15 protein-coding genes are annotated in these 17,065 nt (G+C 46.3%); 8 read left to right on the forward strand and 7 right to left on the reverse strand.

Features of this window, described 5'->3' with window-relative positions:
• Window positions 1-13: 13 nt before the first annotated feature.
• The gene (locus L0660_RS15965) at window positions 14-700 is read right to left on the reverse strand and encodes a polysaccharide biosynthesis/export family protein (RefSeq protein WP_235160315.1); all 687 of its coding nucleotides are present in this window, start codon (window positions 698-700) and stop codon (window positions 14-16) included.
• Between the two features lie 826 nt (window positions 701-1,526).
• Here L0660_RS15965 and L0660_RS15970 point away from each other — a divergent pair.
• Together L0660_RS15970 and L0660_RS15975 are read left to right on the forward strand one after the other, a co-directional pair.
• The gene (locus L0660_RS15970; protein WP_235160316.1) at window positions 1,527-2,075 is read left to right on the forward strand and encodes a 2'-5' RNA ligase family protein; all 549 of its coding nucleotides are present in this window, start codon (window positions 1,527-1,529) and stop codon (window positions 2,073-2,075) included.
• 78 nt (window positions 2,076-2,153) lie between these two features.
• Window positions 2,154-3,023, forward strand: coding sequence for a manganese catalase family protein (locus tag L0660_RS15975; protein ID WP_235160317.1), 870 nt, complete (start codon window positions 2,154-2,156; stop codon window positions 3,021-3,023).
• 58 nt (window positions 3,024-3,081) lie between these two features.
• Here L0660_RS15975 and L0660_RS15980 read toward each other — a convergent pair whose 3' ends face one another.
• Window positions 3,082-3,537 (reverse strand): SRPBCC domain-containing protein, encoded by a 456-nt coding sequence (locus L0660_RS15980; protein ID WP_235160318.1) that lies wholly within the window; start codon window positions 3,535-3,537, stop codon window positions 3,082-3,084.
• A 57-nt stretch (window positions 3,538-3,594) separates the two neighbouring features.
• Window positions 3,595-4,497: a helix-turn-helix transcriptional regulator gene (locus tag L0660_RS15985; RefSeq protein ID WP_235160319.1), complete on the reverse strand. Its 903-nt coding sequence runs from the start codon at window positions 4,495-4,497 to the stop codon at window positions 3,595-3,597.
• Window positions 4,498-4,640: 143 nt separating this feature from the next.
• Here L0660_RS15985 and L0660_RS15990 point away from each other — a divergent pair, with 143 nt between their 5' ends.
• The 6 genes from L0660_RS15990 to L0660_RS16015 all read left to right on the forward strand — a co-directional run bounded on the left by L0660_RS15990 (window position 4,641) and on the right by L0660_RS16015 (window position 11,863).
• Window positions 4,641-5,582 (forward strand): hypothetical protein, encoded by a 942-nt coding sequence (locus L0660_RS15990; RefSeq protein WP_235160320.1) that lies wholly within the window; start codon window positions 4,641-4,643, stop codon window positions 5,580-5,582.
• A 49-nt stretch (window positions 5,583-5,631) separates the two neighbouring features.
• Window positions 5,632-6,216 (forward strand): RNA polymerase sigma factor, encoded by a 585-nt coding sequence (locus L0660_RS15995; protein WP_235160321.1) that lies wholly within the window; start codon window positions 5,632-5,634, stop codon window positions 6,214-6,216.
• Entirely contained in the window at window positions 6,203-7,483 is a 1,281-nt protein-coding gene (locus L0660_RS16000) for a hypothetical protein (RefSeq protein ID WP_235160322.1), read from the forward strand. Before L0660_RS15995 ends, L0660_RS16000 begins: the two co-directional genes overlap by 14 nt.
• Before the next feature lie 113 nt (window positions 7,484-7,596).
• The gene (locus L0660_RS16005; RefSeq protein WP_233797891.1) at window positions 7,597-8,664 is read left to right on the forward strand and encodes a hypothetical protein; all 1,068 of its coding nucleotides are present in this window, start codon (window positions 7,597-7,599) and stop codon (window positions 8,662-8,664) included.
• A 30-nt stretch (window positions 8,665-8,694) separates the two neighbouring features.
• Window positions 8,695-10,827, forward strand: coding sequence for a sialate O-acetylesterase (locus L0660_RS16010; protein WP_235160323.1), 2,133 nt, complete (start codon window positions 8,695-8,697; stop codon window positions 10,825-10,827).
• Between the two features lie 16 nt (window positions 10,828-10,843).
• A complete protein-coding gene (locus tag L0660_RS16015; RefSeq protein WP_235160324.1) occupies window positions 10,844-11,863 on the forward strand; it encodes a hypothetical protein in 1,020 nt (339 codons plus the stop codon).
• Window positions 11,864-11,922: 59 nt separating this feature from the next.
• On the opposite strand, the gene L0660_RS16020 is transcribed toward L0660_RS16015, so the two are convergent.
• The 4 genes from L0660_RS16020 to L0660_RS16035 form a co-directional block, all read right to left on the reverse strand.
• Window positions 11,923-12,408 carry a hypothetical protein gene (locus L0660_RS16020; protein WP_235160325.1) on the reverse strand — a complete coding sequence of 162 codons (486 nt, stop codon included), beginning with the start codon at window positions 12,406-12,408 and terminating at the stop codon, window positions 11,923-11,925.
• A 112-nt stretch (window positions 12,409-12,520) separates the two neighbouring features.
• Window positions 12,521-13,633, reverse strand: coding sequence for an Rv1355c family protein (locus L0660_RS16025; protein ID WP_235160326.1), 1,113 nt, complete (start codon window positions 13,631-13,633; stop codon window positions 12,521-12,523).
• Between the two features lie 54 nt (window positions 13,634-13,687).
• Entirely contained in the window at window positions 13,688-14,473 is a 786-nt protein-coding gene (locus tag L0660_RS16030; RefSeq protein ID WP_235160327.1) for a hypothetical protein, read from the reverse strand.
• Window positions 14,474-14,638: 165 nt separating this feature from the next.
• Complete coding sequence (locus L0660_RS16035; RefSeq protein ID WP_235160328.1) at window positions 14,639-17,065, reverse strand: ABC transporter permease; 2,427 nt, start codon at window positions 17,063-17,065, stop codon at window positions 14,639-14,641.

The raw sequence follows: 17,065 nt of genomic DNA on the forward strand, positions 1-17,065 counted from the left end.
TGGTCGGCAGTCTTTAAATGAAACGGAACAATACAACACTAAGCGCGGTAACAATACCCAGGACAATAGGCACCACTTGAAAACCCCTGTTATTGGCACTCATTTTAGCTTTGGTAGGCTCAATGTAAACGAGGTCATTTTTATGCATGTAGTAAAAGGGTGAATTAAAAATGTCCCTTGAAGTAAGGTCTACACGGACATATTCCCTCTTGCCGTTTTCTTCACGCACGATCATAATGTTGTCGCGCTTCCCGTAAATGGTGAGGTCACCCGCGAGGCTTAACACCTCCGGCAGTGTGATTTTTTCGTTTGGAATGTTGTAGACCGCAGGGCGGTTCACTTCGCCCAGGACGGAGACCTTGAAGTTGAGATTATGAATGATGACAGAGGGTTCCTTTAAATAGCGGTTCAGCTTGGTGCGGACCATGTCGGCGGCGGCTTCGGTTTCAAGTCCTTCCACGGCCACTTTCCCGATCATGGGCAGTTCCACAAAACCATCATTGCGGACCAGGTATCCGAAAGGCTGTACGGATGGAGCGCCGCTGCTTCCATAACTCATACTGGAGGAGCTGCGCTGGTTGGCAGCATTGAATACCTCATTAGCCTCCTGGCTGAGGCTTCCGACAATGATAGAAAGCATATCACCTTTCTGGATAGTTGGGGTATATGCCTGCCCAACCTCGCCGGCGGAGTACTTCAAGGAGTCTCCTTGGAAATATACAATTTTCTTAGGCGAGACACATGCATTAAACGGGCCGGATACCAATAATCCGGCAAAGCAAGTATAGATCAGTTTCAATAACTGAGGGCGTTTGAACATAAAAGTCAGAGCAAATGATAGAAGGTTGAGTTTTAAATCAAACCTAAGGTATAGGATATTATTCGAAATAAAAATCTGCCATACTCAGTATTTGACAAATTTATTTTTAGATATGAGGTGTTTTTTAAATGTTTGTTTTGTATGTACATTATTTATTTTGAATGTCACATCAAAGTACTTTTTAAAATCACTTTGTAAATCCAATCACGAGTTATCGTTTTGGTACCAACTATTCCTATGCGCACATTTTATCACTACAAACGAATACTACTAAAAGGTATACTAGATATAATCCAATAGTTCAGGCTTTGTACTAGACAGATTTCGATAAGTTGTCATTCTTGGCTTATTTCGGTGATTTTGACAGGTGAGTCTTTTGTAACTAACTGATTATAATGTTCATAACAAGTTTTTTTTGTTTTGAGAAAGAAGTGTACAAGTGTTTACTCAGAACTAATAAGCCAAGCACTTCCGATGGTTGAAAAATACTTATTAAACGGCCGGAAAAAGTTGGGATTTTTATGAAGAAAATGTAGGCTCACCTGGAAATTTAGTGAAGAACGCGTGAGGAAAATCTGCGTAGGACAAGCTATTCCAACCTTTTTCTTGTGGTGCTTTATTTTGCTCCTCTTTGAAACTGCCTGGTTATCTTGTAGTGTCATAATTTATCCAAGCATAACAGGTTCAAATAAGCATTATTACTAACATGGAAAATAAAGAAGTTTTGCAGGCGGCTAATGGTGCGGTGATCTCGATGAACCCACCGTTAGTAGCTACACTATCCATCGACCCGGCTGCACAGGCTTATTTTGACGATTTGCGGATGCGGCATTTTCCGAAGGAGAGGAATCATCTGAATGCCCATCTGACTTTGTTCAATGCCTTGCCCGACGAAGCGTGGATCTTTGAAAAGATGCAAATGCTTACAGCAAATCAGGTTGCGTTCGAGGTTAAGGCCGATCAGGTAATGTCGCTCGGCGGCGGGACGGCATTTAAGATTGTGTCACCCCAGTTGGCCTTGCTTCACCGGAATTTGCAAGCACATTATCAGGAGGTGCTTACTAATCAGGATAAACAGAAAAGGAATTTCCATATCACTGTCCAGAACAAGGTGGAGCCTGCTGTTGCCAAAAGCTTGCAAGCCGAGCTCAGGGCGACCTTCGAACCATTCAGCTTTGCTGCCGGGGGCGTGCACTTGTGGAGATATCTTGGCGGGCCGTGGGAGTTTCTCAGGACTTATCGTTTCAATGGCTAGCGGTATCTGATTTTCTTGCGCTTCTGGTATAGTTTTTATGTGCCCGCTCGCCATTCTATAACCTTAAATTTTTTCGGTATGTTTTATCATGATGGAAAACTGCAGTACAATGTGAGGGTTGACAAACCCAATCCCCAATTTGCGAAGCTTCTTCAGCAGGCGATCGGTGGGATAGAAGGGGAGATACGGGTATGCTTGCAATATCTGTTTCAGGCATGGAACTCCCGCGGGCCTCAAAAGTACAGGGATATGCTGATGGAAACCGGAACGGAAGAAATCGCGCATATCGAAATGCTGGCGACGGCGGTCTGTTTAAACCTGGAAGGCTCTTCGAGTGCATTGAAAGACGAAATGGCGAAAGCCAATCCGATGGTGGAAGCGGTAATGGGAGGTCGCGATCCGCGTCACATTCTTTCAGGCGGGCTTGGCGCGATGGCGACGGACGCTAATGGCGTTCCTTTCAACGGTTCATGGGTTGTGAGCAGCGGCAACATTGCAGCTGATATGCACGCCAATGTAATGGCAGAAGCAACAGGCCGGGTGCTGGCTACGCGGCTTTACGAAATGACGGATGACTCGGGAATGAAAGACATGCTCGCGTTCCTGATCGCCCGGGACACGATGCACCAAAACCAGTGGATGGCGGTGCTTGAAGAACTTGGCCCGGATACCCATCCGATCCCGAACAGTTTTCCTTCGAACCTTCAAAACGAAAACGTGGCTTACAGCTTTATTAGCACGAGCGTGGACGGCAATACAAATGCAAGAGGGCGCTGGACCGAAGGGACTTCAATCGATGGCAAAGGCATCTTTACTTTTGAAAAAGCGGTTCCCACAGGCGGAATGCCTTCCCTGGCACCCGGTGACAAAGAAGTCCACGGTCAAATTGAACAGGGAATAAAACCGGACGCCGACTTTTTTGATAAGGTGAAGGATATCATTGGATAGTTTGTTTTGTTGTTTCAAAGGGGTGGCTAACATTGTTGGCCATCCCTTTTTTATCAATCTAAGATTCAAGCATTGCCTTGATCTTTTCCAGCATGGGTGTCCATCCCAGACCTCCGTTGAAAACTTCCTCGTACCGTTCTTTTCCTTTTGCTACTGTTGCGAAATCTCCCTGACTCGCGGTTAATACGGTCTGACCATTTTCTTCCCGCAGCTCGTAAATTACATGCAGGTGGTTTTCAGCAACATCCTCCATACTGGCATCATTAGGATCGAAAGCGGTGTATTCCAAGCGCTTGCCCGGGTCTATGCTGAAAACATTCCCTTTTACATAAACAATTTCCTGTCCGTCTGCTACGCCTTTCCAGAGTAGTTCGTCTCCGGGTTGCCAGGTGGATATAGCCGCACAGCCAAACATATATAGTTTCGTTTTTTCTGGGTTTACCAGCGCATCCCAAACTGCCGGTCCGGGGGCATTGATCGTTATTGAGTTGGTTACAAAAAGTGGTTGGTCCATATGGCTAAATTTTTCGTTTTGCAATGATAGGCAGATTGTAGCTTCCCGGATTGCCAATTACGGATTGTTTCTAACCAAATTGGGAGTTATGCCAAATCGTTTCTTGAATGCATTATTAAAATGCTGGGGAGTTGCATAACCTAGCTCAAAAGCGACTTCGGCCGCGGTCTTTTGTGTGTCCCGCAGATATTGAAAAGCCGTATTAAGTCGCTGGTCAGTAAGATATCCAAAAATCGTCGTCCTGAACATTTCCTTAAAGCCATTTTTCAACTTGAATTCATTCATGCCAACAAGCTTTCCGATTTCAGACAATGTCGGCGGCGATTCTAATCGCCCATTGATCAGATCACGAACGGCGATGATTTTTTCTTTATCCTGCCTGGTCAGCACATACGCCCGCTTTCCTGCGTTTTTCAATGACGACTCCGCTGAGAGAACCAATAGTTCCAGGCATTTCGAAAGAATGAAGATTTGCTTCATGCCGCCGTTATATGGACAATGAATGACCTGCCGGATCACATTCTCAATAGCCGGATTAATGCTGCCCCAATTCTTGCTAAGCATTATACTTTTGCCGGATATGACAGCCTCACAAAAATCTTCGAGCTGATTATCCGCATTTTGGGCAAATGAAATAAAAGAAGCTTTCGAAAACTGTATCCCGAACGTTTCGACCTGCGGGGTTTTATTTTCTAAAATAATGTCGAAACCCTCCGAATACATCATATTCTGGTGACTGCCAACCAGATCAAAGCGTTTGTTTAGCTGCTGGTGGGTAAATTGATAATCCCCCTTCAATCCAAAATGTAATCGCACCACATCATCACGCCTGCTGATCGGGATACGTTCAGATCCTTGATATTGTGATATATTGTGGCTTACCCTCAAATCATCCGTGCACCACGAAACGCTTCTGAATTTCCCCGTTTCATTAACCAATTCCTGCGTTAGCTCCTCCATGATTGCCTTGTTATCTGCCAATTATTTTGCACGGCCCACTGACTTTTTGCAGCTAAAATAAAAAATGTAAGTTTACAAGCAGCGTTTTGAGGCGATAATCAGTCATACCTTGGAAGGCTAAAAATCTTGTATAACAATTTTCAATGAACAAGAAAATTTTACTGCTCTGCTTCATTACAGCATTTACTTTCGGTTGCAACAATGTTGTGGACGTACAAGAGCCGGATACGGAAGTGGTGCCCGAAACTGCTATTTCCGCGATCAAGACGCGTTACCCGGATGCCGGGCAGTTCGTTTTCAAAACGCTTATTCAGGATAAACTTTGGAAAGCGAAATTTTTTAGCCGGGCTAATTCATATGAAACGCAGGTAAGCCCCTCAGCTATTTCGGCTGATGTGTTCATCAATACGAATGATGTAAGTCTTTACAAAGGCTTGACAGACAAGCTTGTAATTTCCGGAGGGACACTTTCCAATGTACAATTGCGGGAAAATGCAGGCGATAATGCAGCGCGGATGCAGTACATGCTGAATGGAAAGGCTCAGCTTTTAAACTATTATGTGCTCGCCGACTGGCACATTGTAAAACTCAGCGCGCCTTATCCGGTTGAGTCATATACGGTGGAGCTTTCCGAGGTGCCGGAAAAAATTGCGTCTTTTTGTAGTCAGGCCAAAATTGACATTGATAGTACCCAAATAGTCGTCAATGAAGATCAGGCAAATAAAAAGACTTACATAATCCATCCCGAAGCAGCACTGTTTCCCATTTTTTTTGACCAGGAGGGCAATGTGAAGTGGATCGCAAAAAATTCGGATGGCTCGGCGCTGGAAGACAAGCGGAATGATGAGGTCGGCAGCGCCGAGCTATTTGATAAAATAAAGGGAGGTTTTACAGATTTCAATGTGCCTAACACGCTGGCTTTCGAAGCGAAATATAATGATCTGAGTAGTATCAGATATGTTTTTCAAAGAAAAAGCGGCCCCGAAGGCACGCGTGATTTCATTAGTGAAACCCACGAAGTCTTTGTGAATGGAAATTCCGGGGAGGTGATATTTGAACAATATTCATCCTATGTTTATAAATAGTTGGATATTATTCTCAGGCCAAACAGCGCGAATTATTAAGAATTACTGAATGGCCCTTTTTAGATCGAAATTAAAGACGGACCTGACCGAGCTTGTGAGGGCCTGCCAACGGCAGGATTCACGGGCTCAGGTTGTTTTTTATGACCGGTACAAAGGGAAATTGCTCGGGATATGTGTGCGGTATGCCAAAACCGTGGCCGAAGCGGAGGATATATTTCAGGAAGGAATCATGAAGATCTTCTCTAAAATAGGAGAGATCTCGAACCCCGAATCCATCGACAGCTGGGTGAAAACCATTATGATCCGGCATGCGATCGATTACTATAATCAGGTTACGCGGAAAGAAATCCTGAGCAGCTCCTATGAGAATGTGGAAATGGAATGGCAAGTGGACGATCACAGCGCTGTCTTGCATCGGATGGACGTGGAAATATTACTGGAAACGATCAATGAACTTCCGGACGGATACCGCATTGTGGTAAACCTTTATTTTATCGACGGTTATAAGCATTTTGAAATCGCCCGGATACTGGGAATTATGGAGGCAACGTCCCGTTCACAATTGACACGCGGACGTAACTTACTTTTCAAATTATTAGAACAAAAAGGAATCAAGCAGCATGAAATCCTCTGATGATGAATTAAATGATGCTATAAAAAATGCGCTGAAAACCTCGCTTGGAAATTTTGAGCGAAAACCCGGGGCATCTCTGGACGAGCGCATTTATAAAAAACTGGGCCATAAGCCAAGCCGCAAACCTTTATGGGCGGCATTTGGCCTGCTGGCTGTTATTGGGGTGCTTTCGCTCTGGTATGTAAATGCTGGCCGGAAAGAAATAGGCGCTGTCTCGACAAAGCCGGTGACCGGAAATGTTACTCCCAAAGCACTGCCTGAGCAAAATAAAGCAAAAATTAATGTCAAAAACCAGGGCCGTGAAACGGTTTTAAATACTACTGCGGAAGCTCCCTCAGCAATTATTGATGATCCCAAAGTTGTATCCGAAAACCGCGTCGCCGTTAAGAAAAAGGCAAGAATTCAATCTGAAAATCAGTCCCCGGCAACACAATCCGGAACATTGGATTTGCCTCAGAATACTAAAACTAACGCCCAACAAATTGCCTCCGCCGATGAACAGGCTTACGGCAATTTCGTCGCCCCGACTCATATCGGCAACATTCATGTAACAGAACTCGACCTGCATCATGTCCTGAAATATCCAGCATTACCGCTGCCCATGATCACAGCGCCTCTGCTAGCAACCACGCCGGACAGTATTCTGCAAAATGTGGCTGACAAGAAGTCCGCTGGTTCCTGGAAACCTGCTATGCTTGTTAATTTCTCGGGAACAAACACATCGCAGAGTGTCTATCTGCTGCCGAGCGCCCATTCGCGTATCTTGAAGGTGTCTTTCCCAAATTCGCTTGCTAACATTGGTTATAAAATTGGTGTTGGGATGCAGGTCAAAAGCTATCAATTGATGCTCAATTACAGTCACTTGCAGTATCAGACGGAATTTGTGTACGCACTTGAAGAGTTTACCGCCGTGCCGACAAATGCAAGCTACAATTTCCGAAGACTGGGCGCGGCCCGTGTTGTAAAAAGCGCATTCGACGTTGTAGGACTGGCCGCCAGGAAGCATTTCGATTTCGAGACGAAACCTTTGGGCGCGCTGTATGCGCAAATAGGAATGGAGTATTCCCGTTCTGTTTCGGGCTCGGATCAGCAGTTGCTGGCAGCAACAATAGCCGCCGGCAAAAGGATTTTTACAGGCCCGAAAGCAACCATTTTGATCGGACCTTTCTTCGAATATAACATCATTCGCATGCTTACAGCAGAAGAAAATGTAAAAATCAGGACGAATCAGGTTGGGATTTCGCTCGGTTTGAAATTCAATAATTAAGTTGGATTATCCTGAGCGGCATTGGGAGAATTTCTTTAAAATTTTTTTAGAGATGAAGCAGCGGTTACATAAGGAAATCGCGTCTGTATAACAAAACTCAACTCCACCTCCGAATGCAGGCTAAGGATCAGGCTGTTCCCTTGCTATCAGGCTCTAAAACGCTCGTTGTAGCTACATTTTTTATGCTCGTTGTGCTCATCAGCAGGTGCAGCCGCGAAAAAATTGAACCCCATTTGGATGTTCCCGGCAGCGCAAGGCACATGATTTACCAAAAATATCCCGCTGCGGAAATCTCGAAGATGAAGGTTTTGGAGCCGGGCAAGGTTTATCAACTCAGTTTTCGGTATAAAGGCGCTAATTACCAATCGGTTGTCAACAATGCAGGCATTTTAAACACGGCCAGGCAGGCAGACGAAGAAATTCCTGAGAAGCTACTTGCGAAGCTTGAAACTCTGGCTATCAGAGGTGGCCGCATCAGCAACCACAGGGTCGTGGAATCTTACTATGCGGGAGGTCCGGATAAGGAAGATGTCTATGATTATCACCTGAATGGGAAGGATTATGTGCTGACAGGTGGCGCGTACGGCGTCATTCTCAGGCCTTACCAACAAACTTCCTACGTCACAAAATCCATCGATGACCTTCCCGAAAAGATCCGGCAATTTATCAATTCGAGGCACAAGCCCAACCACGCCTTCGTGAACAGCCTGACAAATTTGAATGAGCCAAGCAGGGATTACATTATGGAAAATAATGAGCTTACTTTCATGGAATGCGTGGTAAGCATCTTTCCGGACGGTTCAAAAATCTACTCAGTTACTGTCAATTTCCTGGGTGTCACCGGATTGTCGGGGATGCGATTTGATGAGGATGGTAATCTGATATCTATTCCTCAGTTTAACCGGATCAGACAATTTAACACGGATTTCACTACGCTCTCGTGGATTTCCAACTTGAAAACGAGCGAAATCAAGTATTTCCGGGACCTTTTTGCGGCTCAATCTCATCTTTTCGGCTTCAACCTGGACAGCCAGCAGAATTTTGGCAAGAGTTTTAAAAGTGAGTTCGAGAATTTCAAGTGTTATGAATTCGAACTGTATAATAGTAACCGTGAGCGCTGGAGCATGCATTACAATGAGCAGAAAGCACTCGTTTATTATTCCTATTCCTCCCCGCAGTAAATCCAAATCCCTACAGTTTTAAGTATACCAATGCATAAATCTATACTTTGTATTCTGGCGAAAGCACTTATGCTCGTGCTTTTTGTCTCGCCGGTTGTTTTCTCTCAAATTAAAATTACGTCGCCGGTTTATCAGGCTGTATATCAAAGGGATATTCAGGGTTGGAGGACCGTTTCGGTTTCCGGCACATATTCGGTGCCGGTTGATAAAATAGAAATAAGGGCAGTCCCGGTTGGCAAAGGCCAGGAAGTAGACATTCCATGGCAGGAGCTGCAACAGAAGCCGCAGGGAGGCGTTTTTCTGGGGAATATAAAGCTAAAAGGAGGCTGGTACGCTCTGGAAGTGAGGGGCGTAACCAATGGCAGCGTGGTAGGCCGTGACGTTCTCACCCGCATGGGAGTGGGAGAGGTTTTCATCATTGCAGGGCAATCTAATGCACAAGGGCTTAAAGACAAACCTGCTCCTCCCGGCGCAACGGACGACCGCGTGCTCTACATTGATAACTACGAAAACGACGAGCTGGGGCAGTATCCCGACTTGCTGACTGATCCTGTGCCGCCATCGTTTTCAAAAATAACCAGTAACCTGAAAACAATGTCGCCCCGCGGCCAAACCGCCTGGTGCTGGGGCATTCTTGGTGACCAGCTCGTTGCGCATCTGGATGTACCCGTTGTGTTCATCAATGTTGCATGGGAGGGAACAGCCATTAAAAACTGGGCGGAAAGTGCCGCTGGCGTCCCGACTACGAGTTTATACGGACATGTGTATGCGAAGGATATGCCGTACGCCAACCTGAGGATTGCTGCCCGTAACTACGTCAACCAATATGGGGTCCGGGCAGTGCTTTGGATGCAGGGAGAAACGGACGCTGTATACAAAACACCTTCGGCCAATTACAGCCGCGACTTGCAGTTTCTCATGAATCGCCTGGGCATGGATACAGGAAAAAGGATTACCTGGGTTATTGCCAGAACATCGCGCGCGTCTGCTGCGAAAGAAATACCATCCTCAGTCAATCCCGATATTATTGCCGCGCAGAATGCTGTTCTGAATACAGACTTTAATCCAACATATCCAGGGCCTGAAACCGATCCTTTGGTCCCAAACCGGATCGATGGAACGCATTTCGAAGGTGTAGAAGGGCTAACCATCCTGGCCAATGCATGGAATGCAAGTCTGGACGCCAACTTTTTCTCAACTGTGACGCCAGCCAATCCGGCAGAACTGCCGACGGTCACTACAAGCTGCGTTACCGAAAACAATGCAGTTACCGTTTCGCTCCCGACAGGTTATCAGTCCTATGAATGGACCAATGGGGAGCGCGGCAACACGATTCAGATATCTTCCCCCGGAACTTACCGCGCAACCGTCCGAGACGCATCGGGAAACTCAATTCTTACGCCTGTCATCGTTCTGGAAAGCGACCCTAAGCCCGCGCGTCCCAGCATTGTAGAAGAAGGCCAGCAGCAAGCCTGTGCTAATTCCTCATTTCAATTTAATATTTCCAACGGGACCGATCTGTACACCTGGTATCGCGAAGGTTCCGCAACGCCATTTGCCACGGGGACGGTTGCAAAGGTGGAAGAAAGTGGTGATTATTATGTAAAAGGACAAAATGTATACGGCTGTGTTTCAGAAAATTCGGCCACATCTTCCCTTATGGTCCGGCCACCTGTTGCGCCGCCAGTTATCGAGCCATCTGGCCCTTTTTCACTCATGGCGCGCGTTGAAGACGAGGGCAATAAGGTGCAATTTTTGTGGAGCAGACCGGGATCAGAGAGCGACACGACTGCCGAAATGGTCAAAATTTTGAAAACCGGACTGTATTCTGCCCGGGCAAAAGTTGCATACACCCTGGAAAATAATTTACTTAGCTGCTATTCCGACAAAGCATCCTCAGAGATCACGGAAGTTGAGAAAACTGACGTCGTCGTGTATCCCAATCCGGTCCAGAACAATTTCGTTTATATTGAGTCAAAGGACGACATTCAGGATGCACGGGTCACCTTATTCGATATCAAAGGAAGGGCCTTAAAGTCAGTTTCGCCCGATTCTTTCGGAAACAGGGTGCGGCTGGATACAGGCCACCTGCCATCGGGCAAATACATCATCCAGGTAACCGGCAAAGGCCAGAGAGTAACCAAACAGCTTATTTTTAATTGAAACTTAAATAATACTCATGCTTAAATTTTACACCTACCTGGTATTGGGCGCCGCAGGCCTTTTCACTTTTTCATGCAACCTTCAAGATCACGTCATACCTACAACACCGGATGTGTATGTGGCGGGTTATCAGTACGGAGAAAATAACAACACGGCCAGGTACTGGAGAAATGGACAGGCAGTGGACCTGATGTCGAATAACAATGGGATCGTGGCAACTTCAATAGCTGCCTCCGGTGCTGATGTGCACGTGGTAGGCTGGGATGGGGACAGCACATTGACAGCCCATGCCAGATACTGGAAAAATGGTGCTTTGCAATCCCTTTCGGGCCAGTATGCTCCGTCTGTTCTTAGTAAAGTGCTGTTATCGGGCGGTGATGTATATGTTGCGGGCTCCGGTGCAGATGCGGGTGGTTACTATGCCCTGTATTGGAAGAATGGGGTGCCCGTAAGTCTGAACAATTCATATAGCGGATGGGCCAGGGATATGGCCATAGCGAATGGAGATGTGTATGTGACCGGAACTGCCTCCAACGGCGTAGGAGCAAATACAGTTGCTAAATACTGGAAAAACGGCGTTGATGTAGACTTAACAAATGGAACTGAACAGACTTTCCCAAGCGGAATAGCCGTATCGGGTACTGACGTTCACGTTGTGGGCACGACGGGAGGAAAGTATAGAACTGTTGCTAAATATTGGAAGAATGGCGTTGAAACCGTCCTTAGTCCTTCATCATATCATTCAAATGCGGAAGACGTTGCAGTGGCAGGGAACGACGTTTATATTGTTGGAAATGTCGGCGACAGCCTCAATTATTACACCGCCAACATTTGGAAAAACGGCATCGCCACACCACTTCCAGGCGGCGTAGCAGCAACGGGAATCACAATCATTGGCAATGATATTTATGTTTCCGGCGCTGGTTTGAACGGCGTTACAAGCATCGCCAAATATTGGAAAAACGGCGCGCCGATCGAACTTTCCGACGGCACCAAGAACGCCACAACAACATCTATCTTCGTTGCAGCTCCTTAATTAAGGTTGTATTTAAATTAAAATAAAGGCAAACCGCATGGCCGCGGTTTGCCTTTATTTTAGCGCTTTGCTTCATTTTGTTCCGGCAATTGCCTGCAATCCGTTTTGGCTAGTGCAACACCTGAGTATTGCACTTTGGATCTGTCTTTGAAGGCGAATTTGCCGTCTTTGAATGTTCTTTCGCCGCGGCCTTCTATGAGTAATGTGTCTTTTCGGAGGAATGTGACTTCGTTGACATATTCGGAATCGGATGACATGAATGTGTACAGGCCCCAGATGGTGTCGCCGTGCATTGTTCCCATGAGCAGGCCGTTATCCTGCTGTTTTTCATACAGTTTGTAACCCAGGCTGCCCTTTATGCTGTCTCCATAAACAAGTGCATTGAGCAGCACCGTGTCTTTTTTGACGAAGGAGGCGTAGCAGGAATTGAAGACGCTGTCCGAATCCGATGTTTTTCTGTTAAGACCTGTATTTTCAGTAGGCCCGGAGTTACAGGAGGTGAGGAAAATCAATGCTAGGGAAATCAGGACGATACAAGTTTTCATAGATCTTTTTTGGCTTTACAGGTTTGCGGCAGGCGTGACCTGCTTTCCGGCAAAGCTAAATCAGTATCGGTCGGATAAAAGTGATGGTCGTCAGTTTACAAAACGATAATGGTCATACCGCCCCGATGATCCGGTCGATATCAACATAAAACCGGCCTGATTCTACATTCATCCCAAGCAGGATCTTGCGACAGGTGTCCGTCGTGATCGCCCCGCCCAGAGCAACTGCGGATCCTAACTGCGGCCAGGATGAAATCGTTTTTCCAACCTCATGCAACGAAGCTTTCAGACGTTCCGAAATTTCATTTGTATTAATTATTTTTCCCACAATTTGTATTTTCTCCTGTGTTGAGAGGTTTTTCAAACTGCTGGGATCAATGTCCGGAAGCAAGCCGTGCAGGATGGGACGCTGCGGCTCTTTGTCGAAACGCTCGATATCGATCATTCCCCGGTCGCTGGTGTCCATAACGACCGGAATTTCAAAATGTCGTGCCCTGTGCCGTGCGAGCACTTTAATGTCGAGGCCATCGCACACTTCCACGAGCATATCGAGCTTTCCGTTTTCTGTCAGAAAATCATCGATGTTGCCTTCTGAAATCCCGTTGCGGAAGATCCGCACCTGGATAAACGGATCGATTTCCGCAATGGCGCGCGCAGCAGTAACAGACTTGTTCATGCCCAGGTTATGCGTACTGGTCTGAATGCGGTTTAAGTTTGAAAGTTCAATGAGATCATAATCGGCCAGCCGCAATTCGCCCAAGGACCTTTCGGTCGCCAGCGTCATGGCAACCGCATGCCCGATAGACAGACCAATGATGCCAATCTTTTTGGTAGACAATAATTGCTGTTCCTCACGGGTGATCTTACCATTGTTCCGATTAGTCCTGACCTTGCCAAATTCTTCATTATCAAGCAAATGTACCAGCCTCCTGCTCCAAGGATAATACACCCAGACACCATATTCCTGAAATGTCAGTCCGCCGAGGTGTTCTTGTATGCCGGCGTCTGATTGTTCCGGACTGAGCCTGATGGCAGGATTTTTAAGTTTTACAAGTTCAAAAAGCTGATCGTAAATGGTGTCAAACAGCATAATGCCTGGGTTCCGCTCCATAAGAACTTCCAGCCTTTTTTTGTCCTCCAAATGACGCAGGCGAAAGAAAAGCGGTCTGAATGTATCTTCCAGTCGCTCAGAAGTCCTTTCTTCGGGCTTTGTTAATGTATCCATACACATTCTGTCCGGAATTTTAGTTTGAATTTTTTTGCGTAAAATCAATGTGTATTAAGCGCTGACGGCATTATATTCAGCAAGATGCGATTTACTTCCAAGCTGTGCTTTTCCAGTTTTTTCTGAGAAATGATCGCCTAAGACATCGATGCCGTATCTGCAAACAATTCCGGCAAGAATGGCGCGGTTAATGTGTTTTTGGGACATACTATGGATTTCCGAAAGCACAGCAGCCGAGGAAGTGGGAAATTTAAAGCCTGGATAACCATTGTCATTCTGCTCTGCATAAATTCCTGCCATCATTGGCAGCAGATCCTCGTGATACTTTACCGCATTCGTCGAACACGAGTAAAGGCAATATTTGGCATTATCTAAGATCGAAATCCCAATTGCCGCCAACATAGCAAATCTGCACAGCCCTAGTCCCCGGAACTCGTCCGAAACCGCAACCCTGCTCAACTCGACGGTAGCGTCCCTGAAATGCAGGTTATTGCCGGATTTTATATCAAAAGCATATTCGGTTGGAAGAGAATCAGACATGTCGGGCTTGATTCCGAGGCCAAACTTATGGTTAATGCTTGCCAGCTGTTTTTCTATCGCTGTATTAACCTGCCTTCTCACCACCCGGATCGTGGCGATTTGTCGCCCTTCGGAAAATACTCCAATCAGGTTTGCTTTCCAGTCACTTGGCAGCAGATCATATTTATTGTCCAGATATTCTTCTGAATATTCTTTCTGGTAAATCTTTCTTCTCAGGGCAAGGTGGTCTGTTAAATCGGCCTCGCTTTTAAGTTCTCTGAGTTCAAAATGGCTGAGTAAATACTGGAAGTTAAATTCCATTGGAGTAGATTTTAAGTTTAAAACAAATGGCTGGAAATCCGTAACTAATGCGACGGACAAAACTACTGTCTGCTGACAGGCCAGGCTTTAAACATTCATTAAGAAGTATTAAGAATTATAAAAATGAAGGGAAGGCTTTACGCCCATAGGTAAAACAGGAAAGATCTATTCACTACGTAAGGATTTGACCGGGTTCATCAACGCCGTCGCAACCGTTTTGCCGCCAATAGATATGAGTACCAACACCATCACCAATAGGGCAGGAGCGGAAAAAAGCCACCAGTTCAGTTCAATGCGGACAGCGTAATGCGCCAGCCAGTTTTTGACCAGTAAGAATGTGATTGGTAAGCCGATGAGTATGGCTATGGATACAGTCCTGATAAAATCTCTGGACAACAAAAGCATGAGGCTTGTGGTGCTTGCCCCGATTACCTTGCGGATCCCGATTTCTTTGGTTCGCTTCGAGACAGTAAAAGTTGCAAGTCCGAACAGGCCAAAGCAGGAGATCAGGATGGCAAAGCCAGTTAATGCGCCGAAAACCTGCTGGAAGCGGTCATCGGATTTATATTGTTTGTCGTATTCGCTGTCTAAAAAGAAATAGCTGAATGGTGCGTAAGGGAAGTTGGCCTCATAAACTTTTTTCAATGAAGCGAGCTGTTCATCCGCATTTCCTGTTGTGAATTTCACACTTGCAAACGAGCGGAAGTACGGAGAATACAGGTGGATGATTGGAATGTGGGCGGCTTTTGGTGATTCGTAATGATAATTTTTGACAACGCCCCGGATGGTTGCCTTGCGTCCCCACATATCAACACCCTTACCGATGGCCGCTTCGGGCGTCGCAAACCCCCAAAGCCGGATAGTTTCTTCATTGACGATCAGCTGTCGATTGGTGGTGTCCGAAAAACCGTGAATTGTCAGCGCATCGAAGTTTTTTCCAGCGAGCAGCTTAACGCCCATTACACTAAAAAACGAAGTGTCAGCCTCCGTAATATAATAATTGTAATACGTTTTCTTAGCGGCCCCGGAAGGATTCAGGCCAGTCGTCGTCCCCATTTGCGTCGATCCCAGCCCTGGCACCGTTCCCGAAAATGAAACCGATTTAACATTAGACTGAGCAAGCAGCATTTGCCTGAACGCAACATTATCCTTGTGCGCGTCACTCGCCACAGGAGCTTCGACCACCAGCGTATGGTCCATGTTGAGGCCAAGATTTTGCTGCCTCAAAAACTTCACCTGCCGGTATACCGCAAACGTTTGGACAAGCAGGATAATCGTCACTGTAAACTGAAAAACGACCAAAGCCTTGCGAAGGAATACGCCTTTCGCCGAGCGGGAAAACTGCCCTTTCAGCACAGCGGCGGGATCAAACGAAGAGAGAACATAGGCCGGGTAAAACCCTGATAAAGAAATACTCAATAACAGGAACGTCCCGAGACTCTCCCAAAAAAATGCATCTTCAAAAACAACAAAACCCTCGGGCAGCCCCGCCATCTCAATAAATACCGAAGCAAAAGCTGCTACCAACACGACCGCCACAATTCCCGCCAGCACATTGATGAGCACAGCTTCCATGAAAATCTGTGTCCTTATCTGACCACTCGTTGAACCGACCACTTTCCGCATGCCAATTTCCCGCGCGCGGTCAAGCGCCTTGGAGGTGGTAAGGTTTACATAATTTACAAAAGCAGTCAACAACACAAGAAATGCTACGCCCAGCAGGAAATATACCGACTGCGCATCGCCGCCCGGTTCAGTCTCATAAGTCTTGTTAGAATGCAGGTGAATATCGCTGATTTTCTGCGCAACAACCCGCTCATTGACTATCTTCTTTTCGCTGACCAGCCGGTCACTGAACGCAGCCAGCGATTTTGTAAATGCTTCGTAAGTCGTATTTGCGTCCAGTTGAAGATAAGTGTATGTGTTATTGTTGTTCCAATTATCATCCGATTCGCCAAAATCCGACACCATGGTTGGATAAGATACGATCATGTCCAATTTCAGATGTGTGTTTGCCGGGCTATCCGGCACCACGCCCACCACTTCGAGCAGAATGGTGCCATTTCTTCGCGGCATTTTTAATGTTTTGCCCAGGACGTCGAGCGTATTGAAATAAGTCAGCGCCAATGATTCTGTCAGGATAACCTGCCGCGGTTTGGTAAAAAGATTTTTTCGGCTGCCCCTGAGCAACGGATAATGGAACATTGAAAAAAAGGCCGAGTCGACTGCGTAGACATTGTTTACCAGATAATATTTATCATCCAGCTGAACGGTCACATTGGGCTTTCGCAACGGGTAAGCACGCGTGAAATTAACAACCTCACTCATTTCGCGGATCGCCCTGGGCCCAACTGGCGGATACATTTCAGCGTCCTGTGCATCCAATGCGCCATTGTTCAGATAATCCATAGAGATCCGCACGACCTGCTCCGAAAGCGGATAAGATTTTTCATAGCTCAATTCAAACCGCACATACTGAATGATCAGCAACGCCACAGCCAAACCAGTCGCCAGACCTACGACATTAATCACGGTAAACGTGTTGTCTTTCCTGATAATCCGAAGGGCGATTTTGAGGTAATTTGCAAGCAT

The organism is Dyadobacter sp. CY351, assembly GCF_021502625.1.
GTDB lineage: Bacteria > Bacteroidota > Bacteroidia > Cytophagales > Spirosomataceae > Dyadobacter > Dyadobacter chenhuakuii.

Bases quoted from the DNA above. Each gene is read 5' to 3' on its own strand.
- L0660_RS15970 (WP_235160316.1), top strand. From the start codon at position 1,527: ATGGAAAATAAAGAAGTTTTGCAGGCGGCTAATGGTGCGGTGATCTCG.
- L0660_RS15975 (WP_235160317.1), top strand. From the start codon at position 2,154: ATGTTTTATCATGATGGAAAACTGCAGTACAATGTGAGGGTTGACAAA.
- L0660_RS15980 (WP_235160318.1), bottom strand. From the start codon at position 3,537: ATGGACCAACCACTTTTTGTAACCAACTCAATAACGATCAATGCCCCC.
- L0660_RS15985 (WP_235160319.1), bottom strand. From the start codon at position 4,497: ATGGAGGAGCTAACGCAGGAATTGGTTAATGAAACGGGGAAATTCAGA.
- L0660_RS15990 (WP_235160320.1), top strand. From the start codon at position 4,641: ATGAACAAGAAAATTTTACTGCTCTGCTTCATTACAGCATTTACTTTC.
- L0660_RS15995 (WP_235160321.1), top strand. From the start codon at position 5,632: ATGGCCCTTTTTAGATCGAAATTAAAGACGGACCTGACCGAGCTTGTG.
- L0660_RS16000 (WP_235160322.1), top strand. From the start codon at position 6,203: ATGAAATCCTCTGATGATGAATTAAATGATGCTATAAAAAATGCGCTG.
- L0660_RS16005 (WP_233797891.1), top strand. From the start codon at position 7,597: ATGCAGGCTAAGGATCAGGCTGTTCCCTTGCTATCAGGCTCTAAAACG.
- L0660_RS16010 (WP_235160323.1), top strand. From the start codon at position 8,695: ATGCATAAATCTATACTTTGTATTCTGGCGAAAGCACTTATGCTCGTG.
- L0660_RS16015 (WP_235160324.1), top strand. From the start codon at position 10,844: ATGCTTAAATTTTACACCTACCTGGTATTGGGCGCCGCAGGCCTTTTC.
- L0660_RS16020 (WP_235160325.1), bottom strand. From the start codon at position 12,408: ATGAAAACTTGTATCGTCCTGATTTCCCTAGCATTGATTTTCCTCACC.
- L0660_RS16025 (WP_235160326.1), bottom strand. From the start codon at position 13,633: ATGGATACATTAACAAAGCCCGAAGAAAGGACTTCTGAGCGACTGGAA.
- L0660_RS16030 (WP_235160327.1), bottom strand. From the start codon at position 14,473: ATGGAATTTAACTTCCAGTATTTACTCAGCCATTTTGAACTCAGAGAA.
- L0660_RS16035 (WP_235160328.1), bottom strand. From the start codon at position 17,065: ATGCTTGCAAATTACCTCAAAATCGCCCTTCGGATTATCAGGAAAGAC.